The sequence below is a fragment of the Pseudomonas fluorescens genome (genome assembly GCF_000967965.1).
Classification (GTDB): domain Bacteria; phylum Pseudomonadota; class Gammaproteobacteria; order Pseudomonadales; family Pseudomonadaceae; genus Aquipseudomonas; species Aquipseudomonas grandcourensis.
The window spans coordinates 90046-108199 of record NZ_LACC01000008.1 but is presented as its reverse complement, the minus strand read 5'-3'; the positions used below and the strand labels follow the sequence as shown (position 1 = coordinate 108199).

Genomic DNA, 18154 nt, shown 5'->3' with positions numbered 1-18154 from the left:
GCCCAGTCTGCGTTAGTTGGAGATTGGCGCCTGCGTGTGGTGTTCATTTAAAACCATGGGTGAACTTATGAAGCGTGTTGTCGTAATTACGGGAGCAGCAAGGGGTATTGGCCTGGCAATTGCCAAACGTTTTGCTGCAAGTGGGGAGTATTTGGTACTCAACTACTTCGACGTCAAGGATCAACTGGATGAAGTAATACGTATTGCCCAGGACAACGGCGGCGACGGGATCACTGTTCAAGCCGATGTCAGTCATCCCGAAGCGGCAGCCGGAATCATCAGGGAGGCGGAGAGCCGCTTCGGGCGGGTCGATATTCTTGTCAACAATGCCGGGCGGCTGGTTTCGGCGACCGTCGCGCAGACGACATGGGCACAGTGGGAACAGATGATCAGTACCAATCTCGGAGGGACCTGGGCCTGCATGCAGGCCGTGTTGCCGGGCATGCTGGCACGTGGTCAGGGGCGGATTATCAACATCAGTTCCGAGCTTGGATTGATTGGCTTTCCAACCTACGCCGCGTATTGCGCCTCCAAGGGCGGGGTGATCGCACTGACTAAAGCGGTTGCGAAGGAAGTTGCCCCACAAGGCGTATTGGTCAATTCGGTGGCACCGGGGCCGATCGAAACAGACATGTTGATCAACGACACCATTGAATACAACGACGAGACGCGCGCGACCATTCCATTGAAGCGCTTCGGAAAGCCGGACGAGATTGCAGCCATGGTCGAAGCCCTGGCCGGGCCCGCGGGAAATTACATGGTTGGACAGATCGTCAGCCCCAATGGCGGGGCCGCGATTTAGTCGGGTGTCTTGCAAACTTCACTGAGTCATGAATTTCCCAGTCAAACAAGTGGCTCTGATTTTTCTAATAACAAGAAGGATACAACATGAGCGCTGTAATGATTACCGGTGGTTTGGGCTATGTTGGCAGGTACCTGACTAAAAAGCTCAGCGAGCAGGGCGTCAAGGTGGTTAGTTACAATCGTGACTACTCAGAGGCCAGGTCGGAGTTCATGACCCCAGTACAGGGGGAGTTATACGATATTCCCCGGATTGTCAGAACCATCCAGGACTTTGGCGTTGATCGTGTTATTCACACGGCAGCGATGTCGCATCCCGACTTGTCCATAGATCTGCCGATCACGACAGTGGCAGCGAACATCGATGGCACTATTCATTTGCTTGAGGCAATGCGCCTGGCGGGCATTAAAAAGCTGGTGAATTTTTCTTCGGAAACGGTGTACGGGCATTTCGAGGGTGTCATCAATGAAAAAACACCAACTAACCCAACGACACCTTATGGTGTAACCAAAGTTGCCACCGAGCATTTTGGCCGGGTCTACAACGACCTCTACGGGATGGAAGTCATCTCGCTGCGGATTGCTGAAGTGTATGGCCCTGAAAATAAAATGCCCCAGGTTCTCAGGGACATACTTAAAACAGTTCATCGGGGTGAAACATTCAACTTGCCTACCGGCGGCGATCATCGCTTCCATTACATTCATGTGGAAGATGTTGTGCGCGCTGTGCTCATGGCAGCTGAATCCAGAGACTTGAAGGGCGGTGTATTCAATATTGCCGGTGATCGTTCCTGGACACTGCATGAGGCCGTTGAACTGATCAGGAAAATGATGCCTGAGGCCCGCATCGAAATCGGCAATGGCTACTGGCATCTGGATCGGCATGGGGAATGGGATCTGAGTGCTGCGCAGCAGGCGTTGGGGTACTCAGCGCAATGGTCGCTGGAAAAAGGACTGACCCATTACTCCGACTGGCTGCGCGATCACGAGTATTGATATCGGTATTGCTCAGGTTCCTGGTGAATCAATGATATTCAGCAGCCATTGGTGATTAAGCATGATTGAAAACCCTATTGTCTGGCCAAATGGCGCACGTTGTGCCGTCTCCTTTACCTTTGACATGGATGCGGACAGCATTCTGCATGTGGCGCACCCCAAGGATTCGGCAACGAGAGTTGCCAGTATTTCTATGCTGCACTATGGACCGAAGGTGGCGATTCCAAGGATCCTGGAGACCTATCGACGTTTCGAGATTAAACAAACGTTCTTCATCCCGGCCTGGTGCATCGAGCAATACCCGAAGGCCATTGAAGCGATCGTCGAACATGGGCACGAAATTGCTCACCATGGCTACATACACGAGCATCCAAACGAGCTGACTCGAGAAGAAGAAGCTTATTGGCTCGATCGCGGTTGCGACACCATCAAGCGCTTCACGGGCCAGGCACCGCGAGGCTGGCGGGCTCCCCTCTACAACATGTCGGAGCACTCGGCTGATTTGCTGATCGAGCGAGGCTTCAGTTATGACGCCTCGTTGATGGGGGATGATGTTCCTTATCTGTTGCGCACAAATGCTGGAGAGCTGGTGGAGCTACCCTCCAGTTGGGCGCTGGATGACTGGCCCCAGTACATGCACAGTATCGACCTTGATTTTCAAATGCCGATCCAGTCGCCGCAACGCGCCATGGAGGTTTTCAAGGCCGAGTTTGATGCTGCTTGGGAGTATGGCGGTCTGTTCATACCCGTCTGGCATCCTTTCCTTTCCGGTCGCCTGGCACGATGGCATGAAGTGTCGAAGTTGATCGAATACATGATGGAAAAAGGCGGTGTCTGGTTTGCACCTATGGATGAGATCGCGGCGCATGTTCAGCGTAGTGTCCGCACTGGGGCCTATAAGCCACGGATTGACAGCCTGCCTTACTATCAGGGACCGGTGACAGCAAACAAGTAACCGCTCTGATGGTGAACCCATCGTGGGTATCGGGTTCTTGCAGTCATTGATGTTGGAGAGGCGACCCTCGAAGGAGGGTCGCCTTTTTTGTCTGAAACATCAGCGACAGACCGCTACCCCAACGACGCCACGCTATTGAGCAAGGTCTTGACCAATTGCGCCTGGCGCGTGGCGCCAGTCTTGGCGAACACGCCGCGCAAGTGGGCGCGCACGGTGTTGCGCGAAACCCCGAGCGCCTCGGCCGTCTCATCGAGGGTCTGGCCGTCCATGACCAGCATGGCCACTTCGGTTTCCGTGCGGGTCAGTTGGAACAGGCTGCGCAGCAGGTCGCGCGAGGCTTGGGGCGAGTCGGCAGGATCGCGGATGAACACCACCACTGCCGGGCGTCGGGCGCTGTTGTGGGTCTGGTAGTTCATGGCAATCGGGCGCAGCAGCAGGTTCAGTGGCATCTCGCCGCTGGGTCGCGACAGGGTCAGGACTTGCAGGTCATCGAGGCCGCGCGGGCGCTGTTTCAACACCGCCTGGATGGCCTGCTGCAGTGTGCGGTTCTCATGGCCGGCGAAGGCACAGAGCTTGTCGTGCTTGCACTCCAGGCCGTCATGGCTGTCGAACAGGCGCTGGGCGGCACGGTTGCAGCGCATCATCCGGCCGTTCTCGTCGAGGATGGCCGTGCCAACCATCAGGCGGTCGATGGTGGCCGCGTAGAGCTGGCGTTCGGCATCCAGTTGATCCACCGTCGAGTGCAGGTCCACCGCCTGCTGCAGGTGCGGCAACAACAGTCGTATCAGGTCGATCTGCGCCGGGGTGAACGCTGCGCTGGCGTGGTCGCGGCAGGCGAACAGCGCGCAGTGCATGCCGGCGGCGGTGCGCATGTTGGCCACCAGCACATCGCGCAGGTCCAGGGGCTGCAGGTAGTTGCGGTAGAAGTCATGGGCCAGCCAGGCCTCTGTGCCGAGCACCTGGTCGGCACTGGCCACCTGGTCCGCGGGCCAGTCGAGGAACGGACAGATCGAATAGAAGTGCTCGCTGTAGGAGGGCTCGCCGGGTAACAGCGCGCCATGCACCGAGGCATTGACGATCAGCCCGGGGCGTTCATGGTCGGGGTTGCGCAGCACCAGGGTGAAGAAGCTGACGGCGAAGCGCTGGCGCAGGGCTTCGAGCAAACTGGCCCAGGGCGTGGGCTCCAGCGTGCCGTGGTAGACCAGTCCGAGCAGGCTGCTGAGCTCGGCCGAGGGGATGTCGATGCTGGCGTGCAGGTCCGGGCAGGTGGAAAAGGGCAGGGTCATGCGCGCCTCTTTGGCTGCGTGGTGTCATGGACGAGTATCGACCGGGGTCACGGCGGCAAAATCGTCCGTTTGGCCTAGGCGCTGACGGGCGCAGCGCTTACCCAAGGAGCAGGCTGCGCCCGGTAGCCGTTACAGCGCCAGCAGGGCCTCGACTATGCGTTCGGCGGCGGCCTCGGCAGGCTCGTGCCGGGTGTCGATGTGGATGTCCGGCGCCACCGGCGGCTCGTAGGGCGAGTCGATGCCGGTGAAGTTCTTCAGCTCGCCGCGCCGGGCTTTGAGGTACAGGCCCTTGGGGTCGCGCTGCTCGGCCAGGGCCAGCGACGCATCGATGAAGATCTCGAGGAAGTTGCCGTCGCCGGCCAGGCTGCGGGCCATGTCACGCTCGGCCCGGAACGGCGAGATGAACGAGACCAGGGTGATTAGCCCGGCATCGAGCATCAGCCTGGCCACCTCCGAGACCCGACGGATGTTTTCCACCCGGTCGGCTTCGGTAAAGCCCAGGTCGCGGTTCAGGCCGTGGCGCACGTTGTCGCCGTCGAGCAGATAGGTGTGCCGGCCCAGGGCATGCAGCTTGCGCTCGACCAGGTTGGCGATGGTCGATTTGCCCGCACCGGACAAACCGGTAAACCACAGCACCCGCGGCGACTGGCCCTTGAGCGCGGCGTGGGCCTCGCGGTTGACGTCGATGGCCTGCCAGTGCACGTTCTGCGCACGGCGCAAGGCGAAGTGCAGCATGCCGGCGCCGACCGTGCGATTGCTCAGACGGTCGATGACGATGAAGCCCCCCGTATCGCGGTTGTCGGCATAGGCATCGAAGGCGATCGGCCGGTCCAGGTGCAGGTTGCACACGCCAATGCCGTTAAGTTCCAGGGTCTTGGCCGCCAGGTGCTCGAGGCTGTTCACATCGACCCGGTGCTTGAGGTTGGCGCAGCTCATGCCGACGGTGCGGCAACCGATCTTCATCAGGTACGGACGCCCCGGCAACAGGGGCTGTTCGTCCATCCACACCAGGGTCGCTTCGAACTGGTCGGCCACAGCTGGCGGGGCGTCGGCCAGGGCGATCACGTCGCCGCGACTGATATCGATCTCGTCCTTGAGGGTCAGGGTCACGGCCTGGCCGCACACGGCTTGCTGCTGTTCCCCGGCGCTGCCAAGGATGCCGGTGATCTCGCTCTGCTGGCCCGAGGGCAGCACGCGGATACGCTCGCCGACGCGCACGCTGCCGGCCACGACGTTGCCGCAATAGCCACGAAAATCCAGGTTCGGCCGGTTCACCCACTGCACCGGCAGACGGAACGCCGCGTGGCTCTGCCGGTCCTGCTCCAGCGGTACGTCTTCAAGGTAGGCGAGCAGGCTCGGGCCCTGGTACCAGGGCGTGTTGGGGCTGGGCTGGAGCATGTTGTCGCCGCGCAGCGCCGACAGCGGAATGCACTGGATATCCTGCAGGCCTATCTGTGCGGCGAAGGCGCGATACTCGGCTTCGATGCGCTCGAACAATGCCTGGGAGTATTCCACCAGGTCGAGCTTGTTGATCGCCACCACCACCTTGCGGATGCCCAGCAGCGACACCAGGTAACTGTGCCTGCGGGTCTGGGTCAGCAAGCCCTGGCGGGCATCGATGAGGATCACCGCCAGGTCGGCGGTGGACGCGCCTGTGACCATGTTGCGGGTGTACTGTTCGTGGCCGGGGGTGTCGGCGACGATGAACTTACGCTTGTCGGTGGCAAAAAAACGGTAGGCCACATCGATGGTAATGCCTTGCTCGCGCTCGGCGCTCAGGCCGTCCACCAGCAGGGCGAAATCCAGTTCGTCACCCTGGGTGCCGAGCTTTTTCGAGTCGGCTTCGAGCTGACCCAACTGATCCTCGAACAACACCTTGGATTCATACAGCAGGCGGCCGATCAAGGTGCTCTTGCCGTCGTCGACACTGCCACAGGTGATGAAGCGCAGCAGTTGCTTGTTCTGCTGTTGTTGCAGGTAGGGCGTCAGGTCGCCATTGCGTGCGTCGGTGATCGCGTTCATCAGAAATACCCCTCTTGTTTCTTCTTCTCCATGGAGCCCGCCGAGTCGCTGTCGATCAGGCGGCCCTGGCGTTCCGAGGTGCGGCTGACCAGCATCTCGCCGATGATCGCCGGCAGGTTGTCGGCGTCACTGTCGATGGCGCCGGTCAACGGATAGCAGCCAAGCGTGCGGAAGCGCACCTTGCGCAGCTCCGGGGTTTCTCCGGGCAGCAGCGGCAGGCGTTCGTCATCGACCATGATCAGCGTGCCGTCACGGCGCACCACCGGGCGCTCCTTGGCGAAGTACAAGGGCACGATGGGGATCTGTTCCAGGTAGATGTATTGCCAGATATCGAGTTCGGTCCAGTTCGACAGCGGGAACACCCGCAGGCTTTCACCCTTGCGCTTGCGGGTGTTGTACAGGCGCCAGAGCTCCGGGCGCTGCTGCTTGGGGTCCCAGCGGTGCTGCTCGGAGCGCAGGGAAAACACCCGCTCCTTGGCCCGCGACTTTTCTTCGTCACGCCGGGCACCGCCGAACGCGGCATCGAAACCGTAGTGGTCCAGGGCCTGCTTCAGGCCCTGGGTCTTCCACACATCGGTGTGCACGGCCGAGCCGTGGATGAAGGGGTCGATGGCGTTTTCCACGCCTTCGGGGTTGATGTGTACCAGCAGTTCCAGGCCCAGGCGTTCGGCGGTCTGGTCGCGAAAGGCGATCATTTCGCGAAACTTCCAAGTGGTGTCCACGTGCAGCAGGGGGAAGGGCGGCTTGCCCGGGGCGAAGGCCTTCATCGCCAGGTACAGCATGACCGCGCTGTCCTTGCCGATGGAGTAGAGCATCACCGGGTTCTCACACTCGGCCACCACTTCGCGGATGATCTGGATGCTTTCCGCTTCCAGCCATTGCAGATGAGTCAACATCGGATACCTCCTCGAGTTCTGCCGGGATTGGCGCCGGCTGAACACCACGGTAGGTAAAGCACCGCCGGTGCCTCTTCGTCTGCTCGGACGAAGAAGCGCCGACAGCTGAAGGTCACGCGACGGACGCGTACAGCGTCTCGGCACGGATCTTGAGCGCGTGGGCCACGGCATCGAACCCTTGTTTGACCCAAGCGCCGTGATTGGTCATGACCTGGTCGGCGGTGGCGCCGAGGAACTGGTCGGTGGTGTGGTAGCGGCAACGGCCCGCGCTGGTGTGCTCGATGTGCTGCTCGCGACGGGCCGCGTCGGGATTGCCGGCGTTGGCATACATCTCCCAGGCGAGCAGCCGGTGGGGCTCGAAGTCCGCCAGGTACTCGATCACGTGCAGCAGTTCGCCTGGGCGCCCCGGATTGGGCAGGAACAGGTTGACCGGTTCGCCGAGCACCAGGCTCGACTCGACCTTGACCGTGTAGGGGTTCCACTGCGGGTAGGCGGACAGGTCGAGGAGGATGCCCCAGACCAGTTCGGCCGGGGCGGCGATGTCCACGGTCAGCGAACGGACCAGGTTTTTTTCTGCGTTCATGGGTGGCTCCTGTGAGGATGACTGCGCGCCACGGACGGTGGCGCCAGTGAGCCCTGGGCTCAGGCGCGATCCTCACCGCTTGTACCCGGCGGCTCCTCGTCTGCCCGGACTAGATCGGGCGTTTAGTCCGCACGGACGAAGAACCGTTGCCGCGCTTCTCCCTAAGGTCATGTGCAGCGGCGGGCCCTCCGCCGGCAGAGGAGACTGACATGGCAACAGACACCCCCCAACAGGAGGTCATCAGCGGTGAGACCTGGACCCGGTTTTGCGAGCAGCTGCGCCGCAGCGGCGAACAGATACTGCGTGCCGAAGCCCCGGCCGACGAGCAGACCCGCGCCGAAGGCTTTCGCTACCTCACCCGCTTGTTGCGCATCGCCCTGGAGATGCACCTGGAATTCGCCGACCCCGACTTCCCCGGGTTCATCACCCCCTCCCATGAAACCGCCAAGATCGGCGCCGACAACCCGGACAACCTGTACCGCTATGCGCGCCTGAACGGCGAACACGAATACCGGGTCAGCGGCCAGCGCGGCAGTGTCGCCTATCTGAGCTTCGGCTCGCAGAAGGGGGGGTACGAGACTGACGGCAAGATGATCCAGACCGGCTTTATCGACGCCGGGCAACTGCTACTGGATGCCGAGGGCAACTTCGAGATCATCCTCAGCCAGCGCCCGCCGGCCAGCGGCAACTGGCTTCCTCTTGAGCCGCAGAGCAACGCGCTGATCGTGCGCCAGACCTTTCTCGATCGCAGCAGCGAGCAGCCGGCGCAACTGCGCATCGAGCGCCTGCAGGCCAGCCAGGCACCCGTGCCGCTGGACGCCGTAGGCCTGCAACAAAGCCTGCAGCGGGTCGGCAGTTTCGTCGAGAACACCGCGCGCTTGTTCGCCGACTGGGCCCAGGGTTACCAGCAACACAGCAACCAGCTGCCGCCTGCCGACCAGGCGCTGTGCCAGGCCGTGGGCGGCGCCCCCAACATCTTCTACTACCACTCCTGCTGGGCGCTGGCCGACGACGAAGCGCTGCTGATCGAGGTCGACCAGGTGCCGGCCTGCGACTTCTGGAACCTGCAGATCAACAACTACTGGATGGAGTCGCTCGACTACCGCTACCACCGCATCTGCCTGAACAAGCATTCGGCGCAGCTTGCGGCGGACAGCAGCCTGCGCATGGTCCTCAGCCACCGTGACCCGGGCCTGGCCAACTGGCTGGAAACTGCCGGCCATCCCCACGGCACGCTGTGCTTGCGCTGGGTCGGCGCCACACAACCGGTTCACCCGACCACCCGCGTGGTCAAACTCAATGACCTCAAGGAGCTGGCACTATGAGCAGCAACGATTTTTCTCCGGACCTGCTGCTGGCCGAAGCCAGTGCTCGCGCAGGTGGCCTTGAGGATTTCGGCCCGGGCGATTTCCGCCAGGGCCTTCAGGTACTGGCGCAGTCCCTGGAGCAGGAAGCGAGGTTATCGTCCCAGGGGCGTGCGCTATTGCGCGAGAAGCTGCTGGCGCAACTGGTCAACCGACTGGTGATCGAAGACCACTGTCGACGCTTCCCGGAAATCCTTGAACTGCAAATCAACGACCCGTTGGTGATCGTCGGTCTGCCACGCACCGGCACCACGCTGCTGCAACGCACCCTGGCGGTGGACCCGCAGTTCAGCAAGGCGCAGTGGTGGGAAACCCGTTACCCGGCGCCCCTCGGCGGGGAGACCCTGGAGCAGCCGTTGCAACGCCTCGGCCGGGCGCGCGCCGAAGTGGCGGCGATGATCGAGTTCCTTCCGCAGTTGCTGGCCATCCACCCACTGGACGCCGAGCAGCCCGACGAAGAGTTCATGTTGATGGAGCACTCGTTCCTCTGCGCCATGGACTCCTACGTCAACGTCCCCAGCTACACCGCCTGGCTCGACCGGCAGGACCAGACCCAGGTCTACCGTTACCTCAAGCGCTGCCTGCAGTTCCTGCAATGGCAGCAGGCACGCCGTGGCATCGCCCCCGGCCGGCGCTGGTTGCTCAAGAGCCCGCAGCACCTGCATACCCTGGAGCTGTTGTTCGAAGTGTTCCCCGGGGCGCAGGTGGTGCTCACCCATCGCGAACCGGCCAGGACCATTCCTTCGCTGGCCAGCTTCATCCACACCCTGTGGCAGCTGTACAGCGACCAGGCCGACGCAGAAGCCGTCGGCGAGCAGTGGAACCGGCGCATGGCGCGGGCCTTGCGCCATGCCATGACGGTGCGTGACGGCATGCCGGCCGAGCGCTTTCTCGATGTGCAGTTCGAAGACACCCTGGCCGCGCCCCAGGCAGTGGTCGAACGCATCTATCGCTTCGCCGGCCTTGAATGCACGCCAAAAGTTCAGGCAGCCATGGGCCAATGGTTGTCCGCCAACGGTCGGGAAAAACGCGCTGCCCACCACTACAGCCCTGACCAGTTCGGCCTCAGCGACGCGCTGCTGCAACGTGACTACGCCGAGTACCGCGCCCGGCATTTGCAAGCCTGAGCCTGTCCCAAAACAATAAGAGGATTCATCCCATGCTGCTTAAAGACAAAGTCGTGATGGTCTCGGGCGTTGGCCCCGGGCTGGGTATCAAACTGGCCCTGGAGGCCGCGCGTGAAGGGGCGCGGGCCGTGGCCATTGGCGCCCGCGACATGGGCCGCCTACTTGAGGCGCAGCAGCGCATCAAGGCGGTCGCCGGGCATTGCGAGGTGCTGTGCGTGGCCACCGACATCACCGATGTGCAGGCCTGCAATCGTTTCGCCGAAGCCACCCTCGAGCAATTCGGCCGTATCGATGCGCTGATCAACAGCGCCTTTTCCCATGGCGGTTTCCAGGCGGTGGACGAGGCGGACAACGACCCGCTGCGCGAGGCGCTGGAGGTCAACCTGCTGGGTTCGCTGAACATGAGCCGCGCGGTGCTGGCGACAATGCGCGCGCAGGGCGCGGGGGCAATCGTGATGATCAACACCTTGGGCGTGCGCAAGCCGTATCAGGGTGGGGCGGCCTATGCCGCGTCGAAAAGCGCCCTGGCGGCCAGCGTGCGCTACCTGGCCAGTGAGCAGGCGGCCCACGGTCTGCGGGTCAACGCTCTGGCCTGTGGCTGGATGTGGGGCGAGCCGGTGCAGGCTCTGGTACGCCAGACCGCTGCCGCCCGGGGTGTCAGCGAAGAGCAGGTGCGCGCCGAGTTCAGTGTCGGCATCCCCGGTGGGCGCATGCGCAGCGACGAGGAGTGCGCCCGCGCTGCGTTGTTTCTGGCATCGGACTACGCCAGTGCGATCAATGGTGCGCAGCTCGATGCCAACGGCGGCGAAGTCATGTACTGAGGAGCAGGGCAGATGAACACAATCGATCACTGCGCCTTCAACGGCGATGCCGACGGTCTGTGCGCCCTTCAGCAGTTGCGCCTGGCCGGCGAACTGAGCCCGCAGGTGCGACTGGTCAGTGGGGTCAAGCGCGACATCGAGCTGTTGCGCCGGGTCCAGGCCGGGCCCGGCGAGCGGGTCACGGTGCTGGACGTGGCCCACGAGCAGAATCGCGAGGCCACCCGGCGCCTGCTCGACGGCGGCGCCCGGGTACGCTATTTCGACCATCACTTTGCAGGTGAACTGCCTCGGCATCCGGCATTCGAGTGCTTCATCGACACGGCCGCCCAGGTGTGCACCAGCCTGCTGGTCAACACCTACCTGGACGGGGGGTATCACCGCTGGGCGGTGGCCGCCGCCTTTGGTGACGGCCTGACCGGCCCGGCCCGGGCGCTGGCGGTGCAGCATGGCCTGGCCAACGATGAGATGCAGGCCCTGGAGGAGCTGGGCCTGCTGCTCAACTACAACGCCTATGGCGACAGCCTGTCGGACCTGTACTTCGAGCCGCTGGCGCTGGCCGCCGAGCTGCTGCCTTACCACGACCCGCTGGACTTCATCCGCCACAGCACAAGCTTCACCACCCTGCGCATCGGCCACGCCGCCGACATGGCTGCTGCCACAGGCCTTGAACCCTGGCACGAGGGGCGGGGGGCGCAGCTGTACCGCCTGCCCGCGCAACCCTGGGCACGGCGGGTCAGTGGCGTGCTGGCCAACCAGCTGGCGGCCGGTGCGCCGCGCAAGGCGATCGGCTTGCTCAGCGCCAGGGCGGACGGTGACTGGGCGTTCAGTCTGCGGGTACCGGAAGAGGCCGGGCTGGCGGCGGATGCCTTCTGCCGGCAGTTTCCCACAGGGGGCGGACGCAAGCGTGCTGCCGGGATCAATCGCCTGGCCGACGCGCAATTGAAGGAAGTCGCCGCACGCCTGCTCGATTGCTATCGCTGAGCCAAGAGCAACGCCCCGAACGGATCGGTCGGGGTGTTGCTTGCCACCAAGCGTCAGCGGTGCAAGCGCCTGGACCGCTGGATCCAATATAGCTTGAACGCAGTCTTATATTCCATAAATGAAGTACAAAGTATTTTTATAGTGCGTTTTAATCTATTCAGTATTTTGAATCGATTGGAGCACTTGTCTGTGAACACTAAGGCGCTTTTACCTTTTGGCTTGGCATTACTGGCTACCTGCTCGACGGCTTTCGCGGGCGCCACGCTGGATCGCGTAACCAGCAGTGGGGAGCTGACCGGCGTTCTGATGGAAAGCTATCCGCCATTCTCCTTTCTCAATGAACAGAACCAACTGGACGGGTTTGACGTGGATGTCGCCAAGGCCGTTGCGCAACGGCTAGGGGTGAAGCTGAAGTTGCAGACACCGTCCTGGGATGTCATCGCTGCCGGACACTGGAACGGACGATATGACATCTGCGTCTGCTCGATGACCCCGAGCAAGGCACGGGCCGAAGTGTTCGACTTTCCGGTGGAGTATTACCAGTCACCGGCCGTGATCGTGGTGAATGCCAAAGACAAGGACATTGTCACGGGTAAGGATCTGTCAGGTAAAAAAGTCGGTGTGATCAGTGCGTCGACCTATGAAGCCTATCTGAACAAGGATCTGGTGATCGAGGGCGCCGAGGATAAGCCGTTGAGCTATCCATTCGAAAGCGTCCAGGTCGCGCCATACGACAACGAAACGGTAGCCTTCCAGGATCTGGCCTTGGGCACGGGCGTGCGGCTGGATGCCATGGTCACCAACCTCATCACTGCGCGCGAACGCATCGCCCAGGATCCTCGCTTCAAAATTGCCGGCGACACGCTGTATGCGGAGCCCAACGTGGTAGCGATCGAAAAGGGTGATCCGCAATGGAATGCCAAAGTCACTGAGGTCGTCACCCAGCTCAAGGCCGACGGCACGTTAAGCAAGATTTCACAGAAGTGGATCGGTGCCGATATCAGCCAATGACAGCCCTTAATCCACACCCGGCCAAGGCGGCTGTCGCCGTCGAAACCGAGACGCGTCGTTTCAGCCAGCTATTTGGTTTTCGCACTCGCCTGTATTTGACCTGGGCAGTGCTGTTCGGCCTGTGCGTCATGTTTTTCATGAGCTTCGATCTGAAATTCTCGATCATTGTGCAGAAGTTGCCCAACCTGGTCGGCCTGCATTTGGGGCCTGACGGTTTCTTGCAAGGCGCCGCGCTGACGCTGTTCTTGTGCTTCTGCTCGATCTGGCTTTCGTTGCTCCTTGGCTTCGTGACGGCGCTGGCGCGCCTGTCTCGCAGTGCAGTGGCGTTCGGCATTGCCAGTTTCTATGCGTCCTTTTTTCGCGGTACTCCACTGCTGATCCAGATCCTGCTGATCTACCTGGGGCTGCCGCAGTTGGGTGTGGTTCCGGGCGCCATCAGCGCGGGGATCATTGCGCTGTCGCTCAATTACGGTGCCTACCTCAGCGAGATTTTTCGTGCCGGCATCATGGCTGTTGCACCCGGGCAGCGCGAAGCGGCGATGGCCCTGGGTCTGAAGCCTGCGGCAACGTTTCTGCATATTGTCCTGCCGCAAGCCATGCGCACGATCATTCCCCCGACAACCAGTCAGTTCATTTCAATGCTCAAGGACTCTTCGTTGATATCGGTGATGGGGGTCTGGGAAGTGATGTTCCTCGCGCAGTCGTACGGTCGCTCGTCCTACCGCTACATCGAAATGCTCACCACCGCAGCCGTTATCTATTGGCTCCTGTCCATTGGCCTGGAGTTGATACAGAACCGACTTGAACGCCACTACGGCAAAGGCTTCAAGCATCAGCGCTGACCCACCCGTTTAATGACTTTTTACAGGTACTACGATGTCCGATCCAAAACCTCTGTTGTTTGCGTTATACGAGCAAGCCAGTGTTGGCTGTGGCGGCGCACCGAGCCTCTGGACGCACCCGGCTGACGAGCGACTGACCATCAACTCCCTGGGCTATTGGTCGAACCTGGCACGCATCGCCGACCAGGCTCATCTCGACATGTTGTTTTTTGGTGATGTGCTGGGTTTCTACGATGTGTTTGGCGGTAATGCCGACGCGGCCATGAAGTGGGCGGTGGAAGCACCGGCCAACGATCCGTTGATGATCATTCCGGCATTGGCCGCCGTGACGGAAAACCTGGCCTTCGGCGTGACTGTCACCACCAGTTACGAGCATCCTTTTACCCATGCCCGGCGTTTCAGCACGCTGGATCACCTGACCAATGGCCGGGTCGGCTGGAACATCGTCACCTCCTACCTGACCAGTGCCGCTCGCAACTTCGGTCTGGAGCAGATGATCAAGCACGATGATCGCTATGAACGCGCAGATGAATTTCTCGAGGTGGTCTACAAGCTCTGGGAAGGCAGCTGGGCAAATGACGCCGTGGTGGCCGACAAGTCTCGCCAGGTCTATGCCAGGGGCGATCGCGTGCGACCGATCAATCATGTCGGCGAGCATTACCGGGTGGCCGGGCCGCATTTGACGTCCCCGTCACCGCAACGCACACCCTTGCTGATCCAGGCCGGTTGGTCAGGCCGTGGTCGCGAGTTCGCGGCCAAGCACGCCGAACTGATTTTCATCGCCAAGTCCAACCCGCTGGAGATTCGCCAGGGACTGGAAGATATATGGGCGCAGGCCAGGGCACGGGGGCGTCACGCAGAAGATGTTAAATCACTGACGGTACTTCGCATTGTCACGGCCAGGACCGAGATCGAAGCCCAGCGCAAATATGACGAACTGCAAAGCAACTATCACTTGCAGGCGCAGTTGGTGAGTTATGCAGGTGATACCGGTATCGACATCAGCCGCTACGCGGACAGCGACGCGTTGTCCACTCACACCGAAGGCATGACCTCTTATGTGATGCGGCCTGATGGCAGTGGCAAGCCCTTGACCGCCGGCGATGTCAAACAGCGCTTTGCCAACGTCACCCGGGGCAGTGATCTGATTCTGGTGGGAACGCCGCAACAAGTGGCCGACCGGATCGAAGAGCACGCCCGTATTTCCGGCACCAGCGGCTACATGCTCAACCCGCTGATCAGCCCGGGCAGCCTTGAGGACTTCGTTGAGTTGGTCATTCCTGAACTGCAAAAGCGCGGCTTGTATCGCGCTCGGCCACAGAGCGGTACCTTCCGTTCGCGGTTACGGGACGATGGCGCGAACCATTTACCGGATTCGGCTTACGGCGCCTCGTTCCGCTTTGATAAAGGTTTTTAGGACGGGACAGTCTTGAAAAAGGGGGCTCTCCACGGGCCCCTTTTGTGAGCAAATGTCCTGATCAGAAGTATTTGAGCCAGCTGATATCGCGACGGCGTGCCTTCAATGCCGCGAACCAGCGCACGGGTAAATACAGGGATAAAGCCAAGAGCACCGCCATCAGCCACACAGCCAGAATGCTGTCGAAACCGAAAAAACTCCCCTGGTTCAATCCGAACAACGCCACGCTGACCAGATACAGCGCCTTGAGTACGTAAAGGTGGAGCAAGTAGAAGAACATCGGCGCCGCGCCAAAGACTGCCAAAGCATTGACCCACTTGCGTTGTCGGGCCCGTTCCAGGGTACGAAGCAGTAACAGGCCCACTCCCAGCGTCAGCGAAAGGAACAGCAGGGAAGGTGGGTATTTTGTAATGTTGAAGAAACTCATCAGGGTTTGCGTGAGGCCTTCATGGGCGACCCAATGCGCCTCGCCATAACCATCGACGGCTCGCAGTGCGACAAATCCGACCAATGTCCCGACCCCTGTAAATAGCAGAGTATGTTGACGCTTCGCGGCCAAAACCTGGCCGGCAAACCAGGGGCCGATACTGTATCCAAGGGCGATCACACCGATCCACGGCAGTACAGGATAAGAGGTACGCAGACGCAAGCCGTCGGAGAATTCGATCCAGCCGCGATCATGCAGAATCGCCCAAGGTATATGCATGGGCGAGCCTGTCGCGAAGTGAACATTATCCAACAGGTTGTGCCCGGCCACGATCACCAGGCCCAGGCAGCACAGAACGGGCCTGGGTAACCAAACCAGTCCGGCCAGGGCAATCATGCAGATGCCAATGGCCCAGATCACTTGCATGTAGATTGCCGTAGGCGGGAACTGAAAGGTCCAGGCGAAATTCACCAGGGTGAACTCCAGCAGTACCAGGAACAGACCGCGCTTGAACAAAAAGGCTGACACATCGCCCTTGCCCTGGTGCTTTTGGCCATACAGGTAAGCGGACAGTCCGGTGAGCAGTATGAAGACCGGCGCACACAAATGAGCAAGTGTGCGGCTGAAAAATAGCGCCGGCTCAGTGGATTCGATGTCCATCGGGTCTGTTACCTGACGGTGCAAAAAGAATGTTTCGCGCACGTGATCCAACAGCATCAGGAGGATTACCAATCCCCTCAGGGCATCAATGGACAGCAGGCGTTGGTTCAAGCTTGTGATGGGCGGGATGTGGGTAGAAGTTGTCATCGAATGTCGCAAGCAGGGAGTGGATGGCTCTGCCAGTGGCGACTGACAGCTCATGGTTTTATAGGATATAACATAACATCTATGCCTGCTTCGTGGGCATTCGCATGGGGTGGCTAATTCGGTGTCATCGGCACTTCGAGGGGGACGGCGTTTGCATATTGCCTTCAACGCCGACGAGGAGGGCGCAAGCGGGGCGCTCGTATCTCGTCGACGTTTTTAAGCTGCTGGGCATCGCACTAGCGACGATAGTAGCGGCGATCGTCCTCGTATCGGTACCGCATGGCCCGATCCTGATGGCGTTCCCAATCACGATGGCGTTCTGCTTCTCGGCGGGCTTGTTCTCTGCGCCAGTTATCTCTATGCCAGTCGTCTCGGCGCCAATCGTCTCTACGAGAGTGCCAGCGGCCGTCATGCCAGTATCGGTCTTCATGGGCAAGCAACGGCCCTGGCTGCTTGTCGGCCATACTGGCCAAGGTCGGCCAAGGGTTGGCGGCAGCCTGGACCGGAGACTGAACTGCTGTGACTTCAGGTGCCAAAACAGGGGTTGAGGTCTTCATCTGTGTAGCTGATGCCGAGCCCACTGCCGCGAACGCGAACAGGCCGAAGAGCACCATCCGTGGGTCATGGAATTTCATGCGCGAAGACAACCTCTGATTGATATTTGGACGTGTGGCCATCCGGCTGCGGGAAGCTTGCGGGTTCGCGCTTAACGATCGGATGTGCCTATCCACATAGACCGATAAACAGGAAAAAGTTCTAGGGGGGCGCTGTTTAAATAGCCTACGACATAAGGGGGCGGCCCCTTTGAGGATTGCTATCTCGATGTCCGCTGATGGCTGATTGTGGCCTGTCGCGACGGGCTGCAACCGACCCAGAGCGGACTGTCGGGAGCTTCCATCCAGTTACTTCTGCCGACAAACCCAATATCCACACCATCATGCCGCAAGGCCTGAGCATGCTACGGGCACCAAATGGCGATCAGGTCTGGTATCACAGCGATTCCTCCGAGCAGCGCGTCGACGATGATGGCAACGACGGCGCCAGACCGACGGCTAGATTCTCTAATCAAAGGTTGTGCCTGGCGTAACCTTTTCATTTTCCGCATCAGGATGCTCGGCCTTACTGGCCGAAATCCCATTTCACCTTGATCAAAACATTGCGTTGAAGGGATGAAGGTGGATGCCGTTTAGGGCCGCGCCTACTAAGGCGGCAACGACAGGCACGGTGGCCGCAATGGTTAATCGCAGATTAATGCCTTGACAATAGTTGCCTAGGCAACTTAATGTGTGCTCACAAGCTTCCTAGGCTAGGAAACCATGAATACTCAGTCCAATCACACCACCTATGAGCAACGCGCACGAGTTGGTCGTTTGATCAATCGTGGCGAAACGGAGCTCGTTCAGGCACTCGATAATGCACTGAGATCGTTCGGCGTTACGGCTGCCCAATATGTAATTTTGTCCACGTTGTGGGCGGGGCGGGGTGAAACAGCGGCGGAAATCTGCAAGGAAATCTCCTATACGCCGGGCGCCATGACTCGCATGCTGGATCGTCTGGAGCAAAAGCAACTTTTACGTCGCTTGCCCTACGCGTACAACCGCCGCGCGGTCAAACTGGAACTGACGGACGAGGGGCATGAGAAGTTTCCTGAGTTGCTCGCCGCCGCTACAACGGTCATCGATCGCTTCTTTGGTGATTTTGATGCAAGCGAATTGCGCCAATTCGAAACGTTGCTCGAAAAAATGCTGAGCCGAATTTGATTTTTTTTGACCACATAGTTGCCTAGGCAACCTTTTGTTCAGCCCGATCTTTGGTGGT

17 protein-coding genes are annotated in these 18154 nt (G+C 60.4%); 11 read left to right on the top strand and 6 right to left on the bottom strand.

Features of this window, described 5'->3' with window-relative positions:
• Positions 1 to 67 precede the first annotated feature (67 nt).
• From VC35_RS05590 to VC35_RS05580, 3 genes are all read left to right on the top strand, one after another.
• Positions 68 to 802, top strand: coding sequence for an SDR family NAD(P)-dependent oxidoreductase (locus VC35_RS05590; protein ID WP_046038382.1), 735 nt, complete (start codon positions 68 to 70; stop codon positions 800 to 802).
• An 86-nt stretch (positions 803 to 888) separates the two neighbouring features.
• Complete coding sequence (locus VC35_RS05585; RefSeq protein WP_046038317.1) at positions 889 to 1797, top strand: NAD-dependent epimerase/dehydratase family protein; 909 nt, start codon at positions 889 to 891, stop codon at positions 1795 to 1797.
• A gap of 61 nt (positions 1798 to 1858) precedes the next feature.
• Positions 1859 to 2752 carry a polysaccharide deacetylase family protein gene (locus VC35_RS05580; RefSeq protein ID WP_046038315.1) on the top strand — a complete coding sequence of 298 codons (894 nt, stop codon included), beginning with the start codon at positions 1859 to 1861 and terminating at the stop codon, positions 2750 to 2752.
• A gap of 113 nt (positions 2753 to 2865) precedes the next feature.
• Here the strand turns inward: VC35_RS05580 and VC35_RS05575 are convergent, their stop codons facing one another.
• The 4 genes from VC35_RS05575 to VC35_RS05560 form a co-directional block, all read right to left on the bottom strand.
• Positions 2866 to 4038 carry a helix-turn-helix transcriptional regulator gene (locus VC35_RS05575; protein WP_046038313.1) on the bottom strand — a complete coding sequence of 391 codons (1173 nt, stop codon included), beginning with the start codon at positions 4036 to 4038 and terminating at the stop codon, positions 2866 to 2868.
• Between the two features lie 129 nt (positions 4039 to 4167).
• Positions 4168 to 6060: a sulfate adenylyltransferase subunit CysN gene (gene cysN / locus VC35_RS05570; protein ID WP_046038311.1), complete on the bottom strand. Its 1893-nt coding sequence runs from the start codon at positions 6058 to 6060 to the stop codon at positions 4168 to 4170.
• A complete protein-coding gene (cysD, locus tag VC35_RS05565; RefSeq protein WP_259674427.1) occupies positions 6060 to 7127 on the bottom strand; it encodes a sulfate adenylyltransferase subunit CysD in 1068 nt (355 codons plus the stop codon). Before cysD ends, cysN begins: the two co-directional genes overlap by 1 nt.
• A complete protein-coding gene (locus VC35_RS05560) occupies positions 7069 to 7539 on the bottom strand; it encodes an SRPBCC domain-containing protein (RefSeq protein WP_046038307.1) in 471 nt (156 codons plus the stop codon). The genes cysD and VC35_RS05560 overlap by 59 nt, the downstream gene beginning before the upstream one ends.
• A gap of 209 nt (positions 7540 to 7748) precedes the next feature.
• On the opposite strand from VC35_RS05560, the gene VC35_RS05555 reads away from it, so the two are divergent.
• The 7 genes from VC35_RS05555 to VC35_RS05525 all read left to right on the top strand — a co-directional run bounded on the left by VC35_RS05555 (position 7749) and on the right by VC35_RS05525 (position 15102).
• Entirely contained in the window at positions 7749 to 8864 is a 1116-nt protein-coding gene (locus VC35_RS05555; protein WP_046038306.1) for a DUF1214 domain-containing protein, read from the top strand.
• Positions 8861 to 10030, top strand: coding sequence for a sulfotransferase family protein (locus VC35_RS05550; protein ID WP_046038305.1), 1170 nt, complete (start codon positions 8861 to 8863; stop codon positions 10028 to 10030). The genes VC35_RS05555 and VC35_RS05550 overlap by 4 nt, the downstream gene beginning before the upstream one ends.
• A 32-nt stretch (positions 10031 to 10062) precedes the next feature.
• Positions 10063 to 10851 (top strand): SDR family oxidoreductase, encoded by a 789-nt coding sequence (locus tag VC35_RS05545; protein WP_046038304.1) that lies wholly within the window; start codon positions 10063 to 10065, stop codon positions 10849 to 10851.
• 12 nt (positions 10852 to 10863) lie between these two features.
• Positions 10864 to 11832 carry a DHH family phosphoesterase gene (locus tag VC35_RS05540; protein WP_046038303.1) on the top strand — a complete coding sequence of 323 codons (969 nt, stop codon included), beginning with the start codon at positions 10864 to 10866 and terminating at the stop codon, positions 11830 to 11832.
• 189 nt (positions 11833 to 12021) lie between these two features.
• Positions 12022 to 12843, top strand: a complete 822-nt coding sequence (locus VC35_RS05535; protein ID WP_046038301.1) for an ABC transporter substrate-binding protein — start codon at positions 12022 to 12024, stop codon at positions 12841 to 12843.
• Entirely contained in the window at positions 12840 to 13685 is an 846-nt protein-coding gene (locus VC35_RS05530; protein ID WP_046038299.1) for an amino acid ABC transporter permease, read from the top strand. The genes VC35_RS05535 and VC35_RS05530 overlap by 4 nt, the downstream gene beginning before the upstream one ends.
• 34 nt (positions 13686 to 13719) lie before the next feature.
• Positions 13720 to 15102: an LLM class flavin-dependent oxidoreductase gene (locus tag VC35_RS05525; RefSeq protein WP_046038297.1), complete on the top strand. Its 1383-nt coding sequence runs from the start codon at positions 13720 to 13722 to the stop codon at positions 15100 to 15102.
• Between the two features lie 61 nt (positions 15103 to 15163).
• Here the strand turns inward: VC35_RS05525 and VC35_RS05520 are convergent, their stop codons facing one another.
• Together VC35_RS05520 and VC35_RS29905 are read right to left on the bottom strand one after the other, a co-directional pair.
• Positions 15164 to 16336 carry an acetyltransferase domain-containing protein gene (locus VC35_RS05520; protein ID WP_046038294.1) on the bottom strand — a complete coding sequence of 391 codons (1173 nt, stop codon included), beginning with the start codon at positions 16334 to 16336 and terminating at the stop codon, positions 15164 to 15166.
• Between the two features lie 236 nt (positions 16337 to 16572).
• Positions 16573 to 16971: a hypothetical protein gene (locus tag VC35_RS29905; RefSeq protein WP_080925272.1), complete on the bottom strand. Its 399-nt coding sequence runs from the start codon at positions 16969 to 16971 to the stop codon at positions 16573 to 16575.
• A gap of 681 nt (positions 16972 to 17652) precedes the next feature.
• On the opposite strand from VC35_RS29905, the gene VC35_RS28350 reads away from it, so the two are divergent.
• Complete coding sequence (locus VC35_RS28350; protein WP_052960544.1) at positions 17653 to 18096, top strand: MarR family winged helix-turn-helix transcriptional regulator; 444 nt, start codon at positions 17653 to 17655, stop codon at positions 18094 to 18096.
• Positions 18097 to 18154: the final 58 nt, after the last annotated feature.

What these genes read in the sequence shown, in the direction of transcription:
- VC35_RS28350 (WP_052960544.1), top strand. Translation starts at nt 17,653, where the DNA reads ATGAATACTCAGTCCAATCACACCACCTATGAGCAACGCGCACGAGTT.
- VC35_RS05585 (WP_046038317.1), top strand. Translation starts at nt 889, where the DNA reads ATGAGCGCTGTAATGATTACCGGTGGTTTGGGCTATGTTGGCAGGTAC.
- VC35_RS05575 (WP_046038313.1), bottom strand. Translation starts at nt 4,038, where the DNA reads ATGACCCTGCCCTTTTCCACCTGCCCGGACCTGCACGCCAGCATCGAC.
- VC35_RS05555 (WP_046038306.1), top strand. Translation starts at nt 7,749, where the DNA reads ATGGCAACAGACACCCCCCAACAGGAGGTCATCAGCGGTGAGACCTGG.
- VC35_RS29905 (WP_080925272.1), bottom strand. Translation starts at nt 16,971, where the DNA reads ATGAAATTCCATGACCCACGGATGGTGCTCTTCGGCCTGTTCGCGTTC.
- VC35_RS05525 (WP_046038297.1), top strand. Translation starts at nt 13,720, where the DNA reads ATGTCCGATCCAAAACCTCTGTTGTTTGCGTTATACGAGCAAGCCAGT.
- VC35_RS05520 (WP_046038294.1), bottom strand. Translation starts at nt 16,336, where the DNA reads ATGACAACTTCTACCCACATCCCGCCCATCACAAGCTTGAACCAACGC.
- cysN (WP_046038311.1), bottom strand. Translation starts at nt 6,060, where the DNA reads ATGAACGCGATCACCGACGCACGCAATGGCGACCTGACGCCCTACCTG.
- VC35_RS05560 (WP_046038307.1), bottom strand. Translation starts at nt 7,539, where the DNA reads ATGAACGCAGAAAAAAACCTGGTCCGTTCGCTGACCGTGGACATCGCC.
- VC35_RS05550 (WP_046038305.1), top strand. Translation starts at nt 8,861, where the DNA reads ATGAGCAGCAACGATTTTTCTCCGGACCTGCTGCTGGCCGAAGCCAGT.
- cysD (WP_259674427.1), bottom strand. Translation starts at nt 7,127, where the DNA reads ATGCCGTGGCCCACGCGCTCAAGATCCGTGCCGAGACGCTGTACGCGT.
- VC35_RS05545 (WP_046038304.1), top strand. Translation starts at nt 10,063, where the DNA reads ATGCTGCTTAAAGACAAAGTCGTGATGGTCTCGGGCGTTGGCCCCGGG.
- VC35_RS05580 (WP_046038315.1), top strand. Translation starts at nt 1,859, where the DNA reads ATGATTGAAAACCCTATTGTCTGGCCAAATGGCGCACGTTGTGCCGTC.
- VC35_RS05530 (WP_046038299.1), top strand. Translation starts at nt 12,840, where the DNA reads ATGACAGCCCTTAATCCACACCCGGCCAAGGCGGCTGTCGCCGTCGAA.
- VC35_RS05590 (WP_046038382.1), top strand. Translation starts at nt 68, where the DNA reads ATGAAGCGTGTTGTCGTAATTACGGGAGCAGCAAGGGGTATTGGCCTG.
- VC35_RS05540 (WP_046038303.1), top strand. Translation starts at nt 10,864, where the DNA reads ATGAACACAATCGATCACTGCGCCTTCAACGGCGATGCCGACGGTCTG.